This is a genomic window from Thioalkalivibrio sp. AKL19 (genome assembly GCF_000420165.1).
GTDB lineage: Bacteria > Pseudomonadota > Gammaproteobacteria > Ectothiorhodospirales > Ectothiorhodospiraceae > Thioalkalivibrio.
The window spans coordinates 219,340-239,354 of the sequence record NZ_ATUK01000013.1; the positions used below are offsets into that span (position 1 = coordinate 219,340).

15 protein-coding genes are annotated in these 20,015 nt (G+C 67.6%); 6 read left to right on the forward strand and 9 right to left on the reverse strand.

Translation table 11 applies throughout. From position 1 onward, the window contains the following. Positions 1-45 precede the first annotated feature (45 nt). From serC to F817_RS0109265, 4 genes are all read right to left on the reverse strand, one after another. Entirely contained in the window at positions 46-1,125 is a 1,080-nt protein-coding gene (gene serC, locus F817_RS0109250; protein WP_024327382.1) for a 3-phosphoserine/phosphohydroxythreonine transaminase, read from the reverse strand. Beyond that, positions 1,122-3,737, reverse strand: a complete 2,616-nt coding sequence (gyrA, locus tag F817_RS0109255) for a DNA gyrase subunit A (protein ID WP_024327383.1) — start codon at positions 3,735-3,737, stop codon at positions 1,122-1,124. Before gyrA ends, serC begins: the two co-directional genes overlap by 4 nt. Before the next feature lie 142 nt (positions 3,738-3,879). Further along, entirely contained in the window at positions 3,880-4,956 is a 1,077-nt protein-coding gene (gene mtnA / locus F817_RS0109260) for an S-methyl-5-thioribose-1-phosphate isomerase (RefSeq protein WP_024327384.1), read from the reverse strand. A 9-nt stretch (positions 4,957-4,965) separates the two neighbouring features. Beyond that, positions 4,966-7,269 (reverse strand): DNA internalization-related competence protein ComEC/Rec2, encoded by a 2,304-nt coding sequence (locus F817_RS0109265; protein ID WP_024327385.1) that lies wholly within the window; start codon positions 7,267-7,269, stop codon positions 4,966-4,968. Positions 7,270-7,484: 215 nt separating this feature from the next. Between F817_RS0109265 and F817_RS0109270 the strand changes: the two genes are divergently transcribed. After that, a complete protein-coding gene (locus F817_RS0109270) occupies positions 7,485-8,078 on the forward strand; it encodes a DUF2062 domain-containing protein (protein ID WP_024327386.1) in 594 nt (197 codons plus the stop codon). Between the two features lie 42 nt (positions 8,079-8,120). Here the strand turns inward: F817_RS0109270 and F817_RS0109275 are convergent, their stop codons facing one another. Both F817_RS0109275 and F817_RS0109280 read right to left on the reverse strand, forming a co-directional pair. Further along, a complete protein-coding gene (locus tag F817_RS0109275; protein ID WP_024327387.1) occupies positions 8,121-8,840 on the reverse strand; it encodes an ABC transporter ATP-binding protein in 720 nt (239 codons plus the stop codon). Continuing rightward, on the reverse strand, positions 8,833-10,083 hold the full coding sequence (locus F817_RS0109280; protein WP_024327388.1) for a lipoprotein-releasing ABC transporter permease subunit: 1,251 nt from the start codon (positions 10,081-10,083) through the stop codon (positions 8,833-8,835). The genes F817_RS0109275 and F817_RS0109280 overlap by 8 nt, the downstream gene beginning before the upstream one ends. Before the next feature lie 120 nt (positions 10,084-10,203). On the opposite strand from F817_RS0109280, the gene F817_RS0109285 reads away from it, so the two are divergent. The 5 genes from F817_RS0109285 to F817_RS0109305 all read left to right on the forward strand — a co-directional run bounded on the left by F817_RS0109285 (position 10,204) and on the right by F817_RS0109305 (position 17,024). Continuing rightward, positions 10,204-10,569 (forward strand): hypothetical protein, encoded by a 366-nt coding sequence (locus F817_RS0109285; protein WP_051132339.1) that lies wholly within the window; start codon positions 10,204-10,206, stop codon positions 10,567-10,569. Then, entirely contained in the window at positions 10,566-11,639 is a 1,074-nt protein-coding gene (locus F817_RS0109290) for an agmatine/peptidylarginine deiminase (protein WP_024327390.1), read from the forward strand. Before F817_RS0109285 ends, F817_RS0109290 begins: the two co-directional genes overlap by 4 nt. 21 nt (positions 11,640-11,660) lie before the next feature. Further along, positions 11,661-12,557 carry a carbon-nitrogen hydrolase gene (locus tag F817_RS0109295; RefSeq protein WP_024327391.1) on the forward strand — a complete coding sequence of 299 codons (897 nt, stop codon included), beginning with the start codon at positions 11,661-11,663 and terminating at the stop codon, positions 12,555-12,557. 318 nt (positions 12,558-12,875) lie between these two features. After that, on the forward strand, positions 12,876-16,346 hold the full coding sequence (mfd, locus tag F817_RS0109300) for a transcription-repair coupling factor (RefSeq protein ID WP_024327392.1): 3,471 nt from the start codon (positions 12,876-12,878) through the stop codon (positions 16,344-16,346). Then, complete coding sequence (locus F817_RS0109305; RefSeq protein ID WP_024327393.1) at positions 16,347-17,024, forward strand: CsiV family protein; 678 nt, start codon at positions 16,347-16,349, stop codon at positions 17,022-17,024. A 27-nt stretch (positions 17,025-17,051) separates the two neighbouring features. Here F817_RS0109305 and F817_RS0109310 read toward each other — a convergent pair whose 3' ends face one another. The 3 genes from F817_RS0109310 to F817_RS0109320 are packed head-to-tail and all read right to left on the reverse strand — an operon-like array spanning position 17,052 to position 19,703. Continuing rightward, the gene (locus F817_RS0109310; RefSeq protein WP_024327394.1) at positions 17,052-18,017 is read right to left on the reverse strand and encodes a S49 family peptidase; all 966 of its coding nucleotides are present in this window, start codon (positions 18,015-18,017) and stop codon (positions 17,052-17,054) included. 13 nt (positions 18,018-18,030) lie between these two features. Further along, positions 18,031-18,726 carry an HAD family hydrolase gene (locus F817_RS0109315; protein ID WP_024327395.1) on the reverse strand — a complete coding sequence of 232 codons (696 nt, stop codon included), beginning with the start codon at positions 18,724-18,726 and terminating at the stop codon, positions 18,031-18,033. Then, complete coding sequence (locus F817_RS0109320) at positions 18,723-19,703, reverse strand: RluA family pseudouridine synthase (RefSeq protein WP_024327396.1); 981 nt, start codon at positions 19,701-19,703, stop codon at positions 18,723-18,725. Before F817_RS0109320 ends, F817_RS0109315 begins: the two co-directional genes overlap by 4 nt. Between the last annotated feature and the right edge of the window lie 312 nt (positions 19,704-20,015).

Below are 20,015 nucleotides of genomic sequence, written 5' to 3' on the forward strand. Positions count from 1 at the left end.
ACCTCCTGGCCCGGTAGTACTACCGGTGACTGCGTTTGGGCGGGATCAGGCGTGACGGTTTTCGAAGTCCGCCATGAACTCGATCAGGGTGTCCACCGCGCTCTCCGGGACCGCGTTGTAGATGCTGGCACGCATCCCGCCTACCGAACGATGGCCCTTCAGCGAGGACAATCCGGCGGCATCCGCCTCGTTCAGGAAGGTCCCGTCGAGGGCATCGTCCGCGAGGATGAACGGCACGTTCATCCAGGAACGGGCCGAGGGTTCCACGGGATTGCGATAGAACGCCGAATTGTCGATGTACTGGTAAAGCTTGGTGGCCTTGCGCTGGTTGACCTCGGCCATGGCCTCCAGGCCCCCCTGGTCCAGCAGCCACTCGAATACCAACCCGGCCAGGTACCAGCCAAAGGTTGGCGGGGTGTTGTACATCGAGTCATTCTCGGCCTGCAGCGCCCAGTCCAGTACCGCCGGGACCGCGCCCCTCTCTCGTTTCAGCAGGTCGTTGCGCACGATCACCACGGTCAGGCCCGCCGGACCGATATTCTTCTGCGCCCCGGCGTAGATGACGCCGAATTTCGACACGTCGATCGGGCGCGACAGGATGGTGGAAGACATGTCCGCCACCAGCGGGACATCGCCCACCTCCGGGATATCCGGGAATTCCACCCCGCCGATGGTCTCGTTCGGGGTGTAGTGCACGAAGGCCGCGTTCGGGTCCAGGTTCCACGTCGCGCGATCCGGGATCGAGTCGTACCCGCTCGCCTGCGAGCTCGCCACGATATTCACCGGGCCGTACTTCTGGGCCTCCTTGATGGCCTTGCCCGACCAGGCACCGGTATCGACATAGTCCATGCCCTGGCCGTTGGCCAGGTTCATCGGGATGGCCGCGAACTGCCCGGTCGCCCCGCCCTGCAGGAACAGCACCGAGTAGTCCTCCGGGATGTTCATCAGCTTGCGCAGGTCGTGCTCGGCCTTCTCCGCGACGGCCATGAACGGCTTGCCACGGTGGCTCATCTCCATCACGGACATCCCGGAACCGCGGAAGTCCAGCAGTTCGTCACGGGCCCGTTCGAGCACGGCCTGGGGCAGGGCCGCCGGCCCCGCGCTGAAGTTCATCACTCGCGTCATGCATGTTCTCCATCGTCGCTGGATTCGAGACCCGACTCCGGGTCTGCCCCGGCCTCGGACGGACCGGGATCGTCTTCGTCCTCGCCCTGCAGCTGCGCCACGCGGGCCAGCTCCACCAGGTTCTCGCCTTCGTCGAGGCGGATCAGGCGTACCCCCTGGGTGTTGCGGCCGATCAGCGGGATCTGGTCGATCGGCGTGCGGACCAGGGTTCCGCCGTTGGTGATCAGCATCACCTCGTCATCGTCCAGGACGCGCGACGCCCCGACCAGCAGGCCGTTACGGCCCTCGGTCTGGATCGCGATCACGCCCTGGCCGCCACGGCGGTGCACCGGGAACTCGTCGAAGCGGGTACGCTTGCCGAAGCCGTTCTCCGTGGCCAGCAACGCCGAGCCTTCGTCGACGTTCAGCAGCGCGATCACCCGCTGGTCGTCCTCCATGCGCACACCGCGGACGCCACACGCGGTGCGACCCATGGCCCGCACGTCGCTCTCGTGGAAGCGCACCGCCTTGCCGGCGGTGGTAACCAGCATTACATCCAGGGTGCCATCGGTCAGAGACACATCCACCAGATGGTCGCCGTCGCGCAGATCCACCGCAATAATGCCGGACGCCCGGCGCCGCGAGAAATCGGTCAGCGGGGTCTTCTTGACCGTCCCCTGCGCCGTGACCATGAACACGTAGTGGTCCGGGGTGTATTCGCGAACCGGAAGGATCGCGTTAATACGTTCGTCCGATTCCAGCGGCAGCAGATTGACGATTGGCTTGCCACGCGAGGCACGCGAGCCCTGCGGCAGTTCGTAGACCTTGAGCCAGTACACCCGCCCGCGGCTGGAGAAGCACAGGATGGTGTCGTGGGTGTTGGCGACCACCAGCCGGTCGATGAAGTCCTCTTCCTTGAAGCTGGTCGCGGCCTTGCCGCGCCCGCCCCGGCGCTGGGCACGATAGTCCGCCACCGGCTGGTACTTCACGTAGCCGGCATGCGACAACGTGACCACCACGTCCTCCTCGCCGATCAGGTCTTCCAGGGTCAGGTTCGCCTGGCGCTCGCGGATCTCGCTGCGGCGCTCGTCGCCGAACTGTTCGGCCACCGCCAGCAGTTCGTTGCGGATCTCCTGCTGCAGCCGATCGCCCGAGCCGAGGATGTCCAGCAGGTCGTCGATCAACTCCAGCAACTCGCGGTATTCGTCCAGGATCTTGTCCTGCTCCAGCCCCGTCAGGCGGTGCAGACGCAGATCCAGAATGGCCTGGGCCTGTGCTTCGGACAGCCGGTAGCCGTCCTCGCCCATGCCGTATTCCGGGGCCAGGTCTTCCGGTCGCGAGGCGCTGGCGCCGGCCCGGTCCAGCATGTCGCTGACCACGCCCAGCGGCCAGGCGCGCGCCAGCAGCCCGGCCTTGGCCTCGGCCGGGTTGGGGGCGGCGCGGATCAGTTCGATGACCGGGTCAATGTTGGCCAGGGCAATCGCCAGGCCTTCCAGGATATGGGCCCGCTCGCGGGCCTTGCGCAGGTCGTAGATGGTGCGACGGGTCACCACCTCGCGGCGATGACGCAGGAACGCCTGCAGCACCTGGCGCAGGTCCAGCACCTTGGGCTGACCGTCCACCAGCGCGACGATGTTGATGCCGAACACGTTCTGCATCTGGGTGTGCATGTAGAGGTGGTTCAGGACCACCTCGGCCATCTCGCCGCGCTTGAGCTCGATGACCAGGCGCATGCCGTCCTTGTCCGACTCGTCGCGCAGTTCGGAGATGCCCTCCATGCGCTTTTCCTTGACCAGCTCGGCGATCTTCTCGGTCAGACGCGCCTTGTTCACCTGGTAGGGCAGCTCGGTGACGACAATCGCCTCGCGCTGGCCGCCTTCCAGCGGCTCCACATGCGATCGCGCACGGATCAGCACCCGGCCGCGGCCAGTGCGGTAGGCCTCGCGTACGCCGTCGATGCCGTTGATGATGCCGGCAGTCGGGAAGTCGGGACCCGGCAGGTGCTCCATCAGACCGTCGATGGAGATATCGGGCTCGTCGATCAGCGCCACGCAGGCGTTGATGACTTCGCGCAGGTTGTGCGGCGGGATATTGGTCGCCATCCCGACCGCGATGCCGGCGGAGCCGTTGACCAGGAGGTTCGGAAACTTGCTCGGCAGCACCGCCGGCTCGGTTTCGGAGCCGTCGTAGTTGTCGATGAAGTCGACGGTTTCCTTGTCGATGTCGGCCAGAAGCTCGGCCGCGATGCGCGCCATGCGCACCTCGGTGTAGCGCATGGCCGCCGGGGAGTCGCCGTCAATGGAGCCGAAGTTGCCCTGCCCGTCCGCGAGCATGTAGCGCATCGAGAACGGCTGCGCCATACGCACGATCGCGTCGTAGACGGCGGAATCGCCATGCGGGTGATATTTACCGATCACGTCACCGACCACGCGCGCCGACTTCTTGTACGGCTTGTTGTAGTCGTTGCCCAGCTCGCGCATCGCGTAGAGCACGCGGCGATGGACCGGCTTGAGGCCGTCACGGACATCGGGGAGGGCCCGGCCCACGATTACGCTCATCGCGTAATCGAGGTAAGACTGCTGCATCTCGTCTTCGAGATTGACCGGGAAGATTTCCTTGGCAAATTCAGCCATCGAGGGTTACGCCGTCCGTCTGAACAAGCTCGCGATCATACCACAGGGGTAACCACTGGGGCTTGGGTTTTCGCCCCTCAAAACGGTTCTCCGACGCTCTCAGCCCCGAAAGCGATCGTGCCGGAACCGATTTGCACCGACGTCAGCTGCCGGATGTGGTCAGCTCCTCGTCCGCGCCCTCGCGCAGGGCCGCCAGCCGCTCCCGGCTGGGGGCCTGGACCACGCCACGTTCGGTCACGATGGCATCGATCAGCTCCGCCGGGGTAACGTCGAAGGCCGGGTTGTATCCGCGCGCGCCGTCAGCCGCCACCCGTTGTCCGGCCAGCGCCAGCACCTCGTCCTCGCCCCGCTGCTCGATCGGAATGCCCGATCCGTCCGCCATCGCGAAATCGATGGTTGCCACCGGCGCCGCCACCATGAACCGAACCCCGTGGGCGCGGGCCAGCAGCGCCAGGCCATAGGTGCCGATCTTGTTCGCGGTGTCGCCATTGGCGGCAATCCGGTCCGCCCCGACGATCACCCAGCCCACACGGCCCGTGCGCAGCAGGCTGGCGGCGGCACCCTCGCACAGCACCTGCACCGGGATGCCGTCATGAACCAGCTCCCAGGCGGTCAGCCGGCTGCCCTGCAGCCAGGGTCGGGTCTCGTCGGCAAACACCTCCTTGATTCGCCCGGCGTCCCAGGCGGCGCGGATCACACCGAGGGCAGTGCCATATCCCCCGGTTGCCAGCGAGCCGGTATTGCAGTGGGTCAGCACGCCGCGGCCCGGCTCAATCAATTGCGCGCCCAGGGCGCCTAGCTGACGATTGCCGGCAATATCCGCCTCCAGCATCCGCTCGGCTACTGCCCGGGTCTCGCTCACGGCCGCATCCACCGACTCGCTGGCGGCCACGACCGCCTGCATGCGATCCAGCGCCCAGAACAGATTCACCGCCGTGGGCCGGGAACCGCGCAGGGTCTCGATGTCTGCAGCCACGCGGGCACGCCAGTCGTCCTGCCCCACGGCGCACTGGCAGGCCAGCACGACGCCGAAACCCGCGGTAATACCGATCGCCGGCGCGCCACGCACGACCATGTCACGGATAGCCGCCGCCACGGCGGGGGCGTCCTGGTAGGTCTGCCAGACGCTCCCCCGGGGCAAGCGCCGCTGATCCAGCAATTCGAGCGTACCGTCGCGGAAGCGGATGGGTCGGATGGTGTCGGAGTGTTCGTGATTCATTACGTCATTCTACCAGTGGATCGCGTCCCCTGACGCGGGGTTGCACCCCTCCGGCCCGCGCGACGGCGGGCGCGACGCAGGCCGCCAGAGCCGCCGCTGGCGGGCACGATGCCCGGGCGCCACCTCCAGTTCCGAATTCGCCTCCAGCCGCAATGCGCCGTGCAGCCCGGTTTCCTGCAGTGGGACGCAGGCGGAGCCCAGCCGCTCCCGCACCTCGGCGGCCAGACCCCGCCCCCTCGCATCCGTACTCGCCCACGCCAAACGCGGCCGGGCGTCCTCCAGCCACCCGCGGCTCAAACTGTCGCCACCGGCCCCGCGCGGCAGCACCAGCAGATCGCTGGCACGCCTTTCCGGCAAACCTCGCATCAGCACCGCTTCGCCCAGCCCGCCCAGGCCGCCGGTCAGCAACAACCGGACACCGCCGGCCGTCTCCACCTTCAGGACGCAGGAGGCGGACGAGCTCCCATCCCAGCCGGCCGGTGGGTGCAACACTTCGAATCGCACGCCGTCCCAGTGCCAGCGCTCCCCCGCCTCGCAGGCCCGTTCGTGGTCACCGTCCGGGACCCGGCGCAAAGTCTCCGCCACCGGCATGGCCGCCCGGACACCGTCCGCACCTCCGGTATGCGCGGCATGCTCATGACTGAGGATCAGCCTGTCCAGGTGCCGCACACCCTCGGCTCGCAGCGCCGGGGCCACGATCTGTTCCCCCGCGCTGAAGCCCCCTTCACGCCCGGGGCCCGCGTCAAACAGCAGATTGTGATGCCGTGTCTGCAGCACCATCGCCTGGCCATTCCCGACATCCAGCAACAGCGCCCTCACCGCACCCGCTTCGAGATCGGGGCGCATCGGCAGGATCAGCGCAACGCCCGCGAGCAGGACCCAGATCCCTGCCCGGCGCGACCGGGGCTGCAGGGCCATCACGACGGCAAGCGCCCCCAGCAGACTCGCGGCAAGGGGAACCCGCCGCTCGTCGACCAGCACGGGCAACCCCGACAGTCCATCCAGTACGACGACGAGCAGCGCCAGCACCGCATCGCCCGCCTGCAGGAACGGCTGTCCCAGCGGTGCCCACAAGGCCGCCAGTCCGGCCCCCACCAGCAACACAGGCAGGACCAGCAGGCTGATCACCGGTACCGCCACCAGGTTGGCAAGTGGCGCTACCCAGGAGCCCAACTGGAACCAGGCCAGGCTCAGCGGGAGCATCGCCAGGGCGAGCAAGACCTGGATGCTCCCGGCCTCGCGCCAGCCGGGGCGGCCGGCACGTCCCTGCAACAGCACCAGGATCACCGCGACGGCCCCGAAGGAGAACCAGAACCCCGGGGCCAGTACACTCGCTGGCTGCCACAGCACGACCGCGATGGCGGCCAGCATCAAGCCCCGCCACGCAAACGCTTCGCGCCGCCACAGCAACGCGGCCATGAATGCGACGAGCATGATCAGTGCCCGCTGCGTCGGGATGCTGAAACCGGCCAGTGCTGCGTAGATTGCGGCGCCCGCCAGACTGGCCAGCGCCATGAAGGCCGCCTTGCGCATTCGCCGTTGCACAGGGACCAGTCCCCGCCAGACCCCGGCGGCCAGCAGCCCGACAAACCCGGCGACCAGGCCCACATGCAGCCCGGAGATCGCCATCAGGTGGTTGGTTCCGGTGCGCAGGAACGCCTGCCATTCGGACCGGGTCATCGCCTGGCGATCCCCGATCAACAGGGCCTGTACCAGCCCCGGATGGCGCAACTCCGGAGTGGCGGCTTCCAGGCGCTCGCGCAACCACGCCCGCGTCCCATGGAGACGGGCCCGCCAGGGAACGGCCGGTTCCGCCGCCGGCACATCACCCAGAACCTCGATGTCGAGCAACGTGGCGGAGCCATGCAACCCTTCGCGGTAATACCACCCGGCCCGGTCAAAACCACCCGGGTTCGCAGGCCCCGTCGCGGGGCGCAGGCGCAGCCGCATGACACCCCGGGTGCCGGGTGCCACCGACCGCCGGGCCGGATACGCGGACACCAGCAACTCCTGGGCACGGAAACCCTCGGGCGCCGCCAGGGTCGACTCCACCGCAATCCGGAAACGGCTGCGGTGCCCGGCGTGTTCCGGCAGACTGGTAACGGTGGCCCGCACCGTGACTTCCTCGCCTGCGAGCGAAGGTGCCAGGGAACGGTCGAGCCACTCGGTCGACGTCGCGAAAACCAGTGCCCAGGCGACCAGCACGCCCAGGGACGCGGTCCATGCGCACGTCGCGCGAATACCGAGCCATCGCAGCCCGGCCGCCGCAGTCATGGTGATTAGTACCAGGAGCACCACGAGACCGGGCGTCAGCGCGAGCGGCTCCGGGAGCCGGTGCAACCCCCAGGTCGTGACGAGCAGCCCGAGCGCGAAGCCCGTCACGGCCGGGCTCCCGGCAACCGCGACACGACACGGTCCGCGATCGGCGCGGCAGCCGGCACAAGCAGCCGGCGGCCAAAATCGGCGAGAATGAACGGCCCAGGCGCGGTCACGAGACCGCACGAGATGCAGCATCGGCAACCCGGCACATGGCAAGACACATCATCAAGAAGATGTTTCCCGGCATGGAACACATGCGCGGGCACAAGGCGCTCGCCCCGCTGGGGCCGCGGCTGGGGTCGCCGGATCTGTGGCATTTGAACCGCCGCTCCGTGGCTGGTGCGTTTGCCGTCGGGCTCTTCGTGACCTTCCTGCCACTGCCCATGCAGATGCTGATTGCGGCCGCCGTGGCGGTGGTGGTCCGCGTGAATCTGCCGATTTCGGTGATCCTGGTCTGGATCTCCAACCCGATCACCATGCCGCCCATGTTGTATCTGGCCTACACGATCGGGCGCAAGCTCCTGGACGAACCCCGCCGCGACATCCACCTGGACTGGAGCTGGGAATGGTTCACCACGGAGCTACTGACCATCTGGCAGCCCCTGCTGCTGGGCAGCGTGCTGCTCGGTTCGGCAGCCAGTCTCTCGGGGTATTTGCTTGTGCGTTTCCTGTGGCGCCTGAACGTGGTCCAGCGCGTGCGCAGCCGCCGCTACCTGCGACGCCTGCGCAAGGAAATGGCGGAACGCGAAGCGGCGCGTCGGCGGGAGACGCGCACGCCGGAGGATCGGGACCCGGGCCCGTAAGTCTGCTCCGGCCGGCTCCCCGGCCCAGCCGGGAGGCCGGGTCTATGGGTGGACGGCCAGCTGCCCGTCGAAGGGTTCCTGCTCGAGGTGACCCTTGACCAGCTGGACCGAACGATCCAGCTCGCGTGCGAGGGTGATGTCGTGGGTCACCAGGGCCAGGGCGGTGCCAGTGGAACGGTTCATGGCGCGGAGCAGATCGAACACCTGCGCTGCCCGCTCCTGGTCCAGGTTTCCGGTCGGCTCGTCCGCCAGGATGGCCGAGGGGCGCGTCACCAGCGCCCGGGCGATCGCGACCCGCTGGCGTTCGCCGCCGGAGAGCTCCGCCGGCTTGTGCTCCAGGCGGTGTCCCAGATCGACCTGCTCCAGCCAGTGACGTGCCTCTTCCCGCGCCTTGCGGTTGGACTGCCCGCGGATCAGCAGCGGCAGCGCCACGTTCTCGGCGGCCGTCAGCTCGGGCAGCAGGTGATGAAACTGGTAGACAAACCCGAGATGCTGATTGCGCAGGTGCCCGCGCCTGGCCTCGCTCATGCGTGTCCAGTCCGTGCCCAGCAGCCGGACCTCGCCCGAAGTCGGGCGATCCAGCCCCCCCAGCAGGTGCAGCAGCGTGCTCTTGCCACTGCCCGAGGCACCGATGATCGCCGTCTGGTCCCCCGGCTGCAGGGCGAAATCGACCCCGCTGAGCACGGCGACATCCAGCTTGCCGTCACGGAAGCGGCGTTCCAGCCCGATCGCTTCGAGCACCGGCGTATCGCGATCAGTCATAGCGCAGCGCCTCCGCGGGCTGGGTCCGGGCCGCGCGCCAGGCCGGGAACAGCGTGGCCACCACCGTCAGCAGGAAGCCGAGAACCCCGACTCGGAGTACATCCGACAGCTTGAGTTCCGACGGCAAGTCACTGATGTAATAAACCTCGGCGGAGAGGAATTCGACACCCGAGACACGCTCGATGAAGGGCACCACCACGTCGATATTCGCGGCCAGCGCCACGCCGGCGATCGTCCCCAGCAGGATCCCGATCGCTCCGATCACAACTCCCTGGACCATGAAGATCACCATGACCCCGGCGGGCGACAGGCCGAGCGTTCGCAGGATGGCGATATCCCCCTGCTTGTCGGTCACCAGCATGATCAGCGTCGAGACAATATTGAAGGCCGCGACCGCCACGATTAGCGAGAGGATGATGAACATGACCATCTTCTCCATCTGGATCGCGCGGAACAGGTTCGCGTGCTGACGAGTCCAGTCGGAAACCCGGAACAATCCGTCCAGCTGTGCGGCGACATCCCGCGCGACCACCCCCGCCTCCATCATGTCGGTCAGGCGCAGCCGCAGCCCGGTGACCTGCTCGCCCATCTGGAACACCGCCTGGGCGTCTTCCAGATGGATAAATGCCGTGCCGCGGTCGTATTCGTACATCCCGACCTCGAACAGTCCGGACACCTCGAATCGCCGCATGCGCGGCATCACCCCGGCCGGTGATACCGAGGCCTGCGGGGCCATCAGGATGATCGAGTCCCCGATCCGAACGCGCAGCTCGGCCGCAAGCTCGCGACCGAGCACCACGCGGTAACGCCCCGCCTCCAGGCTCCCCAGTTCACCCTGCAGCATGTGCTCGCCGATACGCGCGACGCGTTCCTCTGCCGCGGGCTCCACACCACGGATCAGGGCTCCGGAGATGTTCCCGCGGGCACTCAGCATCGCCTCGCCCTGAACGTACGGCGCGGCCGCCACGACGCGGTCATCGATTTCGGGTGCCTCGCGCTGCAGGCGCTCCCAGTCCCGCAGGCCGCCATTGGCCTCGCGGATCGTCGCGTGTGATGCCATCCCGAGGATGCGCTCGCGCAGCTCGCGCTCGAAGCCGTTCATCACCGACAACACGGTAATCAGCGCCATCACCCCAAGGACCAGCCCGATGATCGACACCACCGAGATGAACGAGATGAAGTGATTGCGCCGCTTGGCGCGCGTGTAGCGCAGACCGATGGCGAGAGTCAGAGGGCGGAACATCGCGAAATCATGCCAGAGATACGGGGTCGCGCCTATAGCCCGGGATGTCGCGCGCCGGGGGGAGGCACGGCGTCACACTTGACGCTACCATGGTGCCATCCAGCAAACGGAGAGTTGGCCATGCCAGGGAAACGCAACGCCTCGACCCCCACTCAGAACCCCCGCACACGGTGGCGCAGCCCTCTGCGCAACGCGGCGGGCGCCCTCGTGCTGGCGCTGTTGGGCGGTGCCATGGCCACCGCATCGGCCGACATCCTGCGCAGCCCGGACGGCGGCTTTACCGTGAAGGAACGTGAAGGCGTTCCGACGCGCGGGCAGAGCCAGTCCGCTGTCATCCGCCAGCATGGCGAGCCCGAAAAGCGCCATGCCACGGTGGGTGACCCGCCCATCACGCGCTGGGACTATGCCGGTTTCACCGTGGTCTTCGAGGGCGAGTACGTCCTGCACAGCGCCGTGCGCAACGGATCCAGCGCCGATCGTCCATGAGCACGGGCGAAACCGCCCCGGCATCGACGCAGCGCCGCCTTCCGGCCGAATGGGAAACGCAAGGCGCGATCCAGCTCACCTGGCCGCATGACGGCACCGACTGGGCCCCGGTCCTGAACCGGGTGCACCCGGTGTTTGCGCTCATCGCGGCCAGCATCAGCCAGTTCGAACCGGTCATCATCGTGGCGCGTGATCCCGAGCACATCGAGGAGATCTCGGGCTTTCTCGCCGAGACGGCCATCCGCCCCGACCGGCTCTGGTTCGCCCTCGCCCCCAGCAACGACACCTGGGCCCGCGACCATGGCGCAATCACCGTGTTCGACGGCGACCAGCCGCGCCTGCTGGACTTCACCTTCAATGGCTGGGGCGGCAAGTACCCGGCCGAACTGGACGACGGGATTAACCGGGCACTGGCCAGTCAGGGGGTCTTCGGCAGCTGCGTGCCGGAACCCACCGGCCTGGTTCTCGAGGGCGGTTCCATCGAATCCGATGGTGCCGGGACCCTGCTGACCACCTCGCGCTGCCTCCTCTCCGGGACGCGCAACCCCGAGCTGGGCCGTCCGGGGATCGAACGATCGCTCGGACAATGGTTGGGCGCTGAGCGCATCCTCTGGTTGAACCATGGCCAGCTGGAAGGCGACGACACCGATGCCCATATCGACACGCTGGCGCGTTTCTGCGCCCCCGATACCATCGCCTATGTCCAGTGCGACGATCCGCAGGATCCGCATTATCCCGAGCTGCTGGCGATGGAGCAGGAGCTGCAGGCCCTGCGCCAAGCCTCCGGCGAGCCCTACCGGCTGATCCCGCTGCCGTGGCCCGCCCCGATCGTCGAGGATGGACGCCGCCTGGCCGCGACCTACGCGAACTTCCTGATCCTGAACGGAGCGGTACTCCTGCCGGTCTACGACGATACCGCCGACGCGGTGGCGCGGGATCGTCTCGCCGAGGCCTTCCCGGGCCGCGAGATCGTGGAGATCGACTGCCGGGCGATCATCCGCCAGGGGGGCAGCCTGCACTGCCTGACCATGCAATACCCCGCGGCCGCCCTCGGTATACCGCAGGAATAACCACGCAAGCGAGCCAGCCCCATGTCCAGCACGACCCTGTCCGTCGCCCTCGTCCAGCACCGTGATGCCGGTAGTGTCGACGCCAACCTCGACGCCACCGCCACTGCGGTGGCCGAGGCCGCCGCGAAAGGCTCGCAACTGGTGGTGCTGGCCGAGCTGCATACCGGCCCCTACTTCTGTCAGACCGAGGACCTCGCCACCTTCGACACCGCGGAGGCAGTCCCCGGCCCCAGCTGCGAGCGCCTGGCCACCATCGCGCGGGAGAATGGCGTGGTCCTCGTCGGCTCGTTGTTCGAGCGTCGCGCCCCGGGGCTTTATCACAACACCGCGGTGGTGTTCGAGCGCGACGGCCGTCTGCTTGGCACCTACCGCAAGATGCACATCCCGGACGACCCGGGGTACTACGAGAAGTATTACTTCACCCCTGGCGATACGGGGTTCGTCCCGATCGACACCTCCGTCGGCCGACTCGGCGTGCTGGTTTGCTGGGACCAGTGGTATCCGGAGGCCGCGCGCATCATGGCCCTGTCCGGCGCCGAGGTCCTGATCTACCCGACGGCGATCGGCTGGGATCCGCAGGACACGGCGCAGGAACAGCAGCGCCAGCAGGAGGCCTGGATCACCGTCCAGCGTGGCCACGCGGTGGCCAACAATCTGCCGGTGATCGCCTGCAACCGGACGGGCCACGAACCGGACCCTTCCGGTCAGTCATCCGGCGCCACCTTCTGGGGGACCAGTTTCGTCGCCGGCCCCCAGGGCGAGATGCTGGCCCGGGCCGGCGAGGCCGAGCCCGAGATCCTCGTGGCCCGGCTGGATCGCGCGCGGACCGAGGCCGTGCGCCGCCAGTGGCCCTTCCTTCGCGACCGCCGCATCGACGCCTACGCCCCCATCCTGAATCGCTACATCGACCCCGACTGACACCGGGGCACGGCTATAGAGACCGCTTGGGACTCGGAGGAAAACGATTCACAGGAAGACGCGAAGCTCGGAAGAGGGATAATGTTGGGGCCGCGGCAAGCCCCGCACCCATGGCACGCTTCCCGGTGAGCCAACGGGCCCAGCCCTTCCCCCCCAACTCCCTTCCCGTCTTCCAAACTTCCTGTAAATCGCCCGTGACCTGGACCTCTCCGTGATCTCCGTGGTCAAGCCGCCCTTGACCCTCAAGGGACCACGCGCACCCGTCCGGCGGAATCCGTATAATCGCGGCCCTTTCCGCAGCCCCGACCGCACAGGCCCATGTCCGAACAACGGCGCAACCCGCTCAAGCCCGGTCGCTTCCCCGGATCCGGTTTCGAGGTCTGGTCGGGGCTTAATGCCTCGGCGGCCACCCTTGCCCTGTCCCGCAACGCTGGCGCATTCACCCGGCCCCTGCTGGTGATCACGGAATCCAACGAGGCCGCCGACCGCTGGCAGGAGGAGTGGGAATTCTTCGCCGGCGACCACGACCTCCCGTTGTTGCGCCTGCCGGACTGGGAAACCCTGCCGTTCGATGTCTTCTCGCCGCACGAAGACATCATCTCCGAGCGCCTGCGCACGCTCTATCACCTGCCGGGGCTGGAGCGGGGCATCGTGCTGATGCCCGTCTCTACCCTGATGCAGCGCCTTCCGCCCCGCGACTGGCTGACCACGCAGGGACTCTCGCTGCAGACCGGCCAGCGCCTGGATCGCATGACCCTGCGCGAGAACCTGGCCGAGGCCGGCTACAGTGCCGTGCAGCAGGTCATCAGCCATGGCGAGTTTGCGGCGCGCGGCGAGATCCTGGACCTGTTCCCCATGGGGGCCGACGAACCCGTCCGCATCGAGTTCCTGGACGACGAGATCGACTCCCTGCGCCGGTTTGATCCGGAATCCCAGCGCTCCACCGAAAAGGTGGAACGCCTGGAGATCCTGCCCAGCCACGAGTTCCCGCTGAACGAGACCTCCATCAGCGAGTTCCGGACCCGCTACCGGGCGCAGTTTTCCGGTGATCCGTCCAGCCACGCCGTGTACCGCGACATCAGCGAGGGTCTGGTCCCCCCGGGCATCGAGGCCTACCTCCCGCTGTTCTTCGAACACATGGATACCGTGTTCGACTACTGCCCTGGCGCACAGGTCGTGCAGGTCGGCAACATCGCCGGGGCCGCCGAGGAATTCGCGCAAGAGATTCGCGACCGCTTCGAGCAGCTTGGCCATCAATTTGACCGCCCCCTGCTCCCGCCGGAGCGCCTCTACCTCGACCTCGACGGCCTGGCCGGCGCGCTGCGCGAGCATGCCGGTATCGGCCTGGGCGATCCGGCCGCCCCGCTCCCGCAGGATCGTGGCGCGCAGATACCGTTTGCCTGCGACCCCCTGCCGGAACTGGGCATGCAGCAGGGTCGGGAAGATCCGGCCCAGCGCCTGAAAGGCTTCGTCGCGACACAACAGCGCGTCCTCCTGACGGCGGAATCCGCCGGGCGCCGCGAGGCCCTGCTGACCCTGCTGCGGGAACAGGCCGTGGCGCATCACGCGGTGGACGACTGGGACGCCTTCCTGAACGCCGAACCGGGCCTGCACGTGACCGTCGCGGCCCTCGGCGAGGGCTTCGTCCTGCCGGAGGGCGTCGCGGTTGCCCCCGAGGCCGCGCTACTCGGGGAGCGCGCCCGCCAGACCCGTGGGCGCAACCGCACCACGCGCGATGCCGATGCGATCATCCAGAACCTCAGCGACCTCACCATCGGCGCCCCGGTGGTCCACGAGGAACAGGGCGTGGGCCGGTACCTGGGCCTGCAGACCCTCGACTTCAATGGCCAGCCGTCCGAGTTCCTCACGCTGGAATATGCCGACGAGGCCAAGCTCTACGTCCCCGTGTCCTCGCTGCACCTGATCAGCCGTTACACGGGCGCGGATGCCGAGCATGCCCCCCTGCACCGCCTGGGCAGCGAGCAATGGAGCAAGGCCCGTCGCAAGGCGGCCGAAAAGGCCCGGGACGTGGCCGCCGAACTGCTCGACATCCATGCGCGCCGCGCCGCGAAGAAGGGTACGGTCTTCGATACCGACACCGCCGAGTATCACGCCTTCGCCGCCGGCTTTCCGTTCGAGGAAACCCTGGATCAGCAGCAGGCCATTGACGCGGTGCTGGCCGACATGGCCGACACCCGTCCGATGGATCGCGTGATCTGTGGCGACGTGGGCTTCGGCAAGACCGAGGTCGCGATGCGCGCGGCCTTCGTCGCGGTCCAGAACAACAAGCAGGTGGTCGTACTGGTCCCCACCACCCTCCTCGCGCAGCAACATCACCAGAACTTTACCGACCGCTTCGCCGACTGGCCCGTGCGCATCGAATCGCTGTCGCGCTTTCGCAGCGCCAAGCAGCAGGCCGGGGTGCTGGAGGGGCTCAGGGACGGCAAGGTCGACATCGTGATCGGCACCCACAAGCTGCTGCAGGCGAATCTCGATTTCTCCAACCTCGGCCTGGTGATCGTCGACGAGGAACAGCGTTTCGGCGTGCGCCACAAAGAAGCGCTGAAGAAGATGCGCGCCGAGGTGGATATGCTCACGCTGACCGCGACCCCGATCCCCCGTACGCTCAACATGGCGCTGGCCGGCCTGCGCGACCTGTCGGTGATCACCACGCCACCGCGCGAGCGGCTGGCGATCAAGACCTTCGTCAACGAGTGGAACGACGCCATCATCCAGGAGGCGTGCCTGCGCGAGATCCGGCGCGGCGGCCAGGTGTACTTCCTGCACAACGAGGTGAACACCATCGACCGCACCGCCCAGCGCCTGCAGGAACTCCTGCCCGGTGCGCGTGTGGGTATCGCCCACGGGCAGATGCGCGAGCGCGAGCTGGAACAGGTGATGCTCGATTTCTATCACCGACGCTACAACATCCTGGTGTGCACCACCATCATCGAGACCGGCATCGACGTCCCCACCGCCAATACCATCGTGATGAACCGCGCCGACAAGCTGGGCCTGGCGCAGATGCATCAACTGCGCGGCCGCGTCGGCCGCTCGCACCATCGCGCCTATGCCTACCTGATCACCCCGCCGGAAAAGGCGATGACCGCCGACGCGAAAAAGCGCCTGGAGGCGATTGCGTCGCTGGAAGACCTGGGCGTCGGCTTTACCCTGGCGAGCCACGATCTGGAGATCCGCGGCGCCGGTGAATTGCTCGGCGACGAGCAGAGCGGGCAGATCCACGAGGTCGGCTTCTCGATGTACAACGACCTGCTCAACCGCGCGGTCAACGCCCTGCGCTCCGGCAAGATGCCGGAACTGGAGGCCCCCGAGGCCACCGGGACCGAAGTCGAACTGGGCCTGCCGGCCCTGCTCCCGGGCGACTACGTACCCGACGTGCACACCCGCCTGATCCTCTACAAGCGCATCAGCAGCGCCGAATCCTCCGAAGCCCTGCGCGAGCTGGAGGTCGAACTGGTGGACCGCTTCGGTCTGCTGCCGGATCCGGCCAGGGCTCTGTTCGAGGCCGCTCGCCTGCGCCTGAAGCTGACCCCGCTGGGTATTCGCAAGCTGGAACTGGGCCCGGCCGGCGGCCGCCTCGTCTTTGGGCCGAGTCCCAATCTGGACATCGCGGCCCTGATCCAGCTGGTGCAATCCGATCCGCAGGCGTACAAACTGGATGGCCAGAAGGCCTTCCGCTTCTTCGCGCCGATGGAGACACTGGAAGCCCGCGCGCAGGCCGTCCTGCGCCTACTGAACACGATCAGCCCCGAACAACAGGCCGCCTGAATGTCCAACACCCCGTCCGAAGCCCCGAATCCTTTCCGCCGCCGCCTGCTGGCCGGCCTCGCCGCCCTGCCCGTAGCCGGAGCTGCTGGCCCGGTGCTCGCCCAGGCGGGGCGCGAATACCGGATTGAACTGGTGATCTTCGAGCACCGTACGGACGAGAGCCGGCGGCTGCAGATGGAGCTCGCGGCACCGCGTGAGGCGGTCTTCGGCGAATCCGAACTGGACGGACGGATCTATCGCAGTTCCCGCCGGGGCTTCGAGCTGCAGCGCGTGGTGCGGCGCGTGGAGGATTCCGGTGCCGGACGCATCATCGCGCGTCTGGCCTGGGACCAGACCGGCCGCGACCATGCCTCGGCACCGTGGCTGCGGGTCCAGCAGGGCCGGCGCCTGGGGGTACACGACCCGATCGGGGCCGAACGCGGTCTGTCGCCCCGTCCGCTGATGGAAGACCGGGAAGAACGCTTCGAGCTGGAGGGCCGACTACGGGTCTGGGTGGGGCGTTTCCTGCACCTGGAGACCGACCTGATCTACCACGTAGACGAACCGACGGACGACCAGCCACCCCGCGCGATCACCGTGCGGGGAAGCCAGCGCATGAACTCGGGCGAGGACCTGTTCTACCTGGATCACCCGGTGATCGGCATGATCGCCCGGGTGACACGAATCGACCGCTCCTGACCCCTTTCCCCGGAATCGCGGTCCGCCTCAGCGCCACTGGGGCGTGGACTCCCAGGTCGTCCATTGCTGAAAGGCCGCCATCCCGAGATCCTCGAACAGCAGTTGCAACGGGCTCCGACGCGGCTTGAACACCACCAGCTTCTCCACACCAATCACGTCGCGGGCCACGCTGCGATCGGTGCCCAGGCCGTCGATCAGTCCCAGCTCCACCGAGCGGTCGCCCGTCCAGATGAGACCGTTGAACAGGTCGTCCCGCTCGACCAGACGATCGCCGCGCCCGCTGCGTACGACGTCCACGAACTGCTGGTGCACGCCCTGCAAGACGCCGTCGAGGTGGTCCACATGGCCCTCGTCAAGCGGCAGGAACGGATCCAGAAACCCCTTGTTCTCGCCCGCGGTAAACAGGCGACGTTCCACGCCGATGTTGTCGATCAGGTCCACCAGTCCGAAGCTGTCCATGCGCACCCCGATCGAGCCCACCATGCTGGCCTGGCTGGCATAGATCTCGTCCGCCGCCACGGCTATGTAATACGCGGCCGAGGCGCCGACGTCCCCGATGACCGCGTAGACCGGGGTATCCGGATGCTTCTCTTTCAGCCGCAAGATCTCGTCGTGGACGTTGGCCGCCTGTACCGGGCTGCCCCCGCCGCTGTTGATGCGCAGCATCACCGCCCGGGTGCCCTCGGATTCGAAGGCCTCGTTCAGCACCTTGGAGATGTCCTCGGCGTTGGCCGCCGCACTGGAGGCAATCAGGCCCTCGACCTCGACAACCGCCACGTGGTCGCTTGGTTCGCGCTCGCTCTCGAACATCCCCGCGAGGCCCATGTCGCCGCCACGCACCAGGATCAGCAGCGCAACCAGGTAGAAGAAGAACAGCAGCTTGAAGAAGATGCCCCAGCGCCGGGCCCGGCGCTGCTCGATCACCTGCGCCTGGACCAGCTTCTCCAGGGTCTCGCGTTCCCAGCCCGGTTTGTTGTCGTTTGCCCAGCCCATCGTGGCTCCTTGATTAATTGTCGCCTTCGGCCTGCCGGAATGCCTCCAGCAGTGCGTCAAGATCGGGCAGCAGTGCCAGCGCCCCCGCGCTCTCAAGCCGCTGCGGCGGGTGCACGCCGTGGGTCACGCCCACGGCCGGCACGCCGGCATGACGTGCCATCTCGAGATCATAAACGCTATCACCGACCATGCGCGTGCGGACCGGTTCCACCCCCGCCCGGGCCATCACGTACTCGAGCATCGACGGATTCGGCTTCGACGCATGTTCATCCCCGGTGGCCGTGGCCACGAAGTAGCCACCCAGCCCGGTGGCCTCCAGCGCCTGATCCAGGCCGCGCCGCGACTTGCTGGTCGCCACGGCCAGCAGCACCTCGCGTGCCTCCAGCCAATCCAGCAGCGCGGCGACGCCCGCAAACAGGGGCGTCTCCGGGGCATCCTCCGCCTCCAGATAACACGCCCGATAGGCCGTCGCGAAGCGCTCCACGAAGTGGTCATCGGCATCCGGATACAGCTCGCGTACGGCGGCCTGCACGCCGAGTCCGATGATGTTGCGCAGGGCCGCCTCGTCGCGCACCGGGGCACCGATCTCCACGGCCGCACGCTGCAGGCAGTGGATGATACGGCGCGGCGAGTCCATCAGCGTCCCGTCCCAGTCGAACACGACCAGGCGCAGTTGTCCGTTCACCGGGGGCAACAAGGGGGGCATCATGCGTCCTCCCCGTCACCGGCATCCAGGCTGGCCAGGACGTCGGCCAGTTCCCCGGGCATGGGCGCCGAAAAGATATGCCGTTCACCGTCGGCGGATTGGTATGCCAGCGCCTGCGCGTGCAGGAACAGGCGCTTCAGGCCATGTCGTCGCAGGCTGCGGTTGGCGTCCGGAAGGCCGTAGTCGTGATCGCCCGCCACCGGGTGCCCGATGGACTGACCGTGGACGCGGATCTGATGGGTGCGTCCGGTGCCGATGCGCACCTCGGCCAGCTGGAAGGCCCCGTGTGCCTCCAGTGGCAGAAAGACACTCTGCGCCGTGCGGGCACGCCCTTCCCCAGGGTCGGCATGCCCGGCCTTCATCCGCCGGCGGCCATCGTCCTGGCGTCCACTGGCGATAGGGGCATCGCATGCGATTGGCTGATCCGTCGGGAAGCGTCCCACCAGCAGAGCCAGATAGCGCTTCTCCACCCGCCCTTCGCGCAGGGCGGTATGGAAGTCCTGCAGTGCCGCGCGGCGCTTGGCCAGCACAAGGCACCCACTGGTCTCGCGGTCCAGGCGGTGCCCCAGCTCCAGCTCGGTATCCGGCCGCAACTGGCGCATCGCCTCGATGATCCCGAAGGCCAGGCCGCTTCCGCCATGCACGGCCAGTCCGGAGGGTTTGTCCAGCACCAGCAGGTCGTCGTCCTCGTGGATGATCGCCTGGCGCAGGCGCTCAAGGACCCTGGGCGGGATCTCGATCGTCGCCACCTCCGGACGGTCCAGGTCGGGTACGCGGACCTCGTTGCCCGCGGCCAGACGCTTGTGCGCCTTGGCCCGGCGCCCGTCCACACGGACGGCGCCCTGCCGCACCAGTCGATAGATCAGCCCCTTGGGCACGCCCTTGAGTTCGCGCAGCAGGAAGTTGTCCAGCCGCTGCCCGTCGCCACGTTCGGTGACCTGGAAGCTCCGCGGGCCGGAGGGTTGTTGGCGTCCTTTCATGGCGCGGGATCCTACCCGAGCACCGCCCGCCGGGCTACTGCACCCGCCGCCTTTGCGGCCGAAAAAACTTGCCCAGACCGGGGGTTATGCCCTACATTGGCGCACGGTACGTTCCCGCGACACGCCGGCAACGCGCCTCGAATCACCTGCCACTTCGATCCACCAGCCAGCAACGGCTGCCGGTCGAAGGGCCATCGCCCGAAAGCGACACTGTGACGCTATTTCTTCTAACCCAGTCCTGTCTCCCCGGCACCGCCTCCCGCAGGCGACTGATCCCGTGGTTGCTGGTGAACACCTGGCTGGCGCGCTGGC

Excerpts from the sequence above, each read along its gene's own strand:
- serC (WP_024327382.1), bottom strand. The coding sequence starts at position 1,125 with ATGACGCGAGTGATGAACTTCAGCGCGGGGCCGGCGGCCCTGCCCCAG.
- gyrA (WP_024327383.1), bottom strand. The coding sequence starts at position 3,737 with ATGGCTGAATTTGCCAAGGAAATCTTCCCGGTCAATCTCGAAGACGAG.
- mtnA (WP_024327384.1), bottom strand. The coding sequence starts at position 4,956 with ATGAATCACGAACACTCCGACACCATCCGACCCATCCGCTTCCGCGAC.
- F817_RS0109270 (WP_024327386.1), top strand. The coding sequence starts at position 7,485 with ATGGCAAGACACATCATCAAGAAGATGTTTCCCGGCATGGAACACATG.
- F817_RS0109275 (WP_024327387.1), bottom strand. The coding sequence starts at position 8,840 with ATGACTGATCGCGATACGCCGGTGCTCGAAGCGATCGGGCTGGAACGC.
- F817_RS0109280 (WP_024327388.1), bottom strand. The coding sequence starts at position 10,083 with ATGTTCCGCCCTCTGACTCTCGCCATCGGTCTGCGCTACACGCGCGCC.
- F817_RS0109285 (WP_051132339.1), top strand. The coding sequence starts at position 10,204 with ATGCCAGGGAAACGCAACGCCTCGACCCCCACTCAGAACCCCCGCACA.
- F817_RS0109290 (WP_024327390.1), top strand. The coding sequence starts at position 10,566 with ATGAGCACGGGCGAAACCGCCCCGGCATCGACGCAGCGCCGCCTTCCG.
- F817_RS0109295 (WP_024327391.1), top strand. The coding sequence starts at position 11,661 with ATGTCCAGCACGACCCTGTCCGTCGCCCTCGTCCAGCACCGTGATGCC.
- mfd (WP_024327392.1), top strand. The coding sequence starts at position 12,876 with ATGTCCGAACAACGGCGCAACCCGCTCAAGCCCGGTCGCTTCCCCGGA.
- F817_RS0109305 (WP_024327393.1), top strand. The coding sequence starts at position 16,347 with ATGTCCAACACCCCGTCCGAAGCCCCGAATCCTTTCCGCCGCCGCCTG.
- F817_RS0109310 (WP_024327394.1), bottom strand. The coding sequence starts at position 18,017 with ATGGGCTGGGCAAACGACAACAAACCGGGCTGGGAACGCGAGACCCTG.
- F817_RS0109315 (WP_024327395.1), bottom strand. The coding sequence starts at position 18,726 with ATGATGCCCCCCTTGTTGCCCCCGGTGAACGGACAACTGCGCCTGGTC.
- F817_RS0109320 (WP_024327396.1), bottom strand. The coding sequence starts at position 19,703 with ATGAAAGGACGCCAACAACCCTCCGGCCCGCGGAGCTTCCAGGTCACC.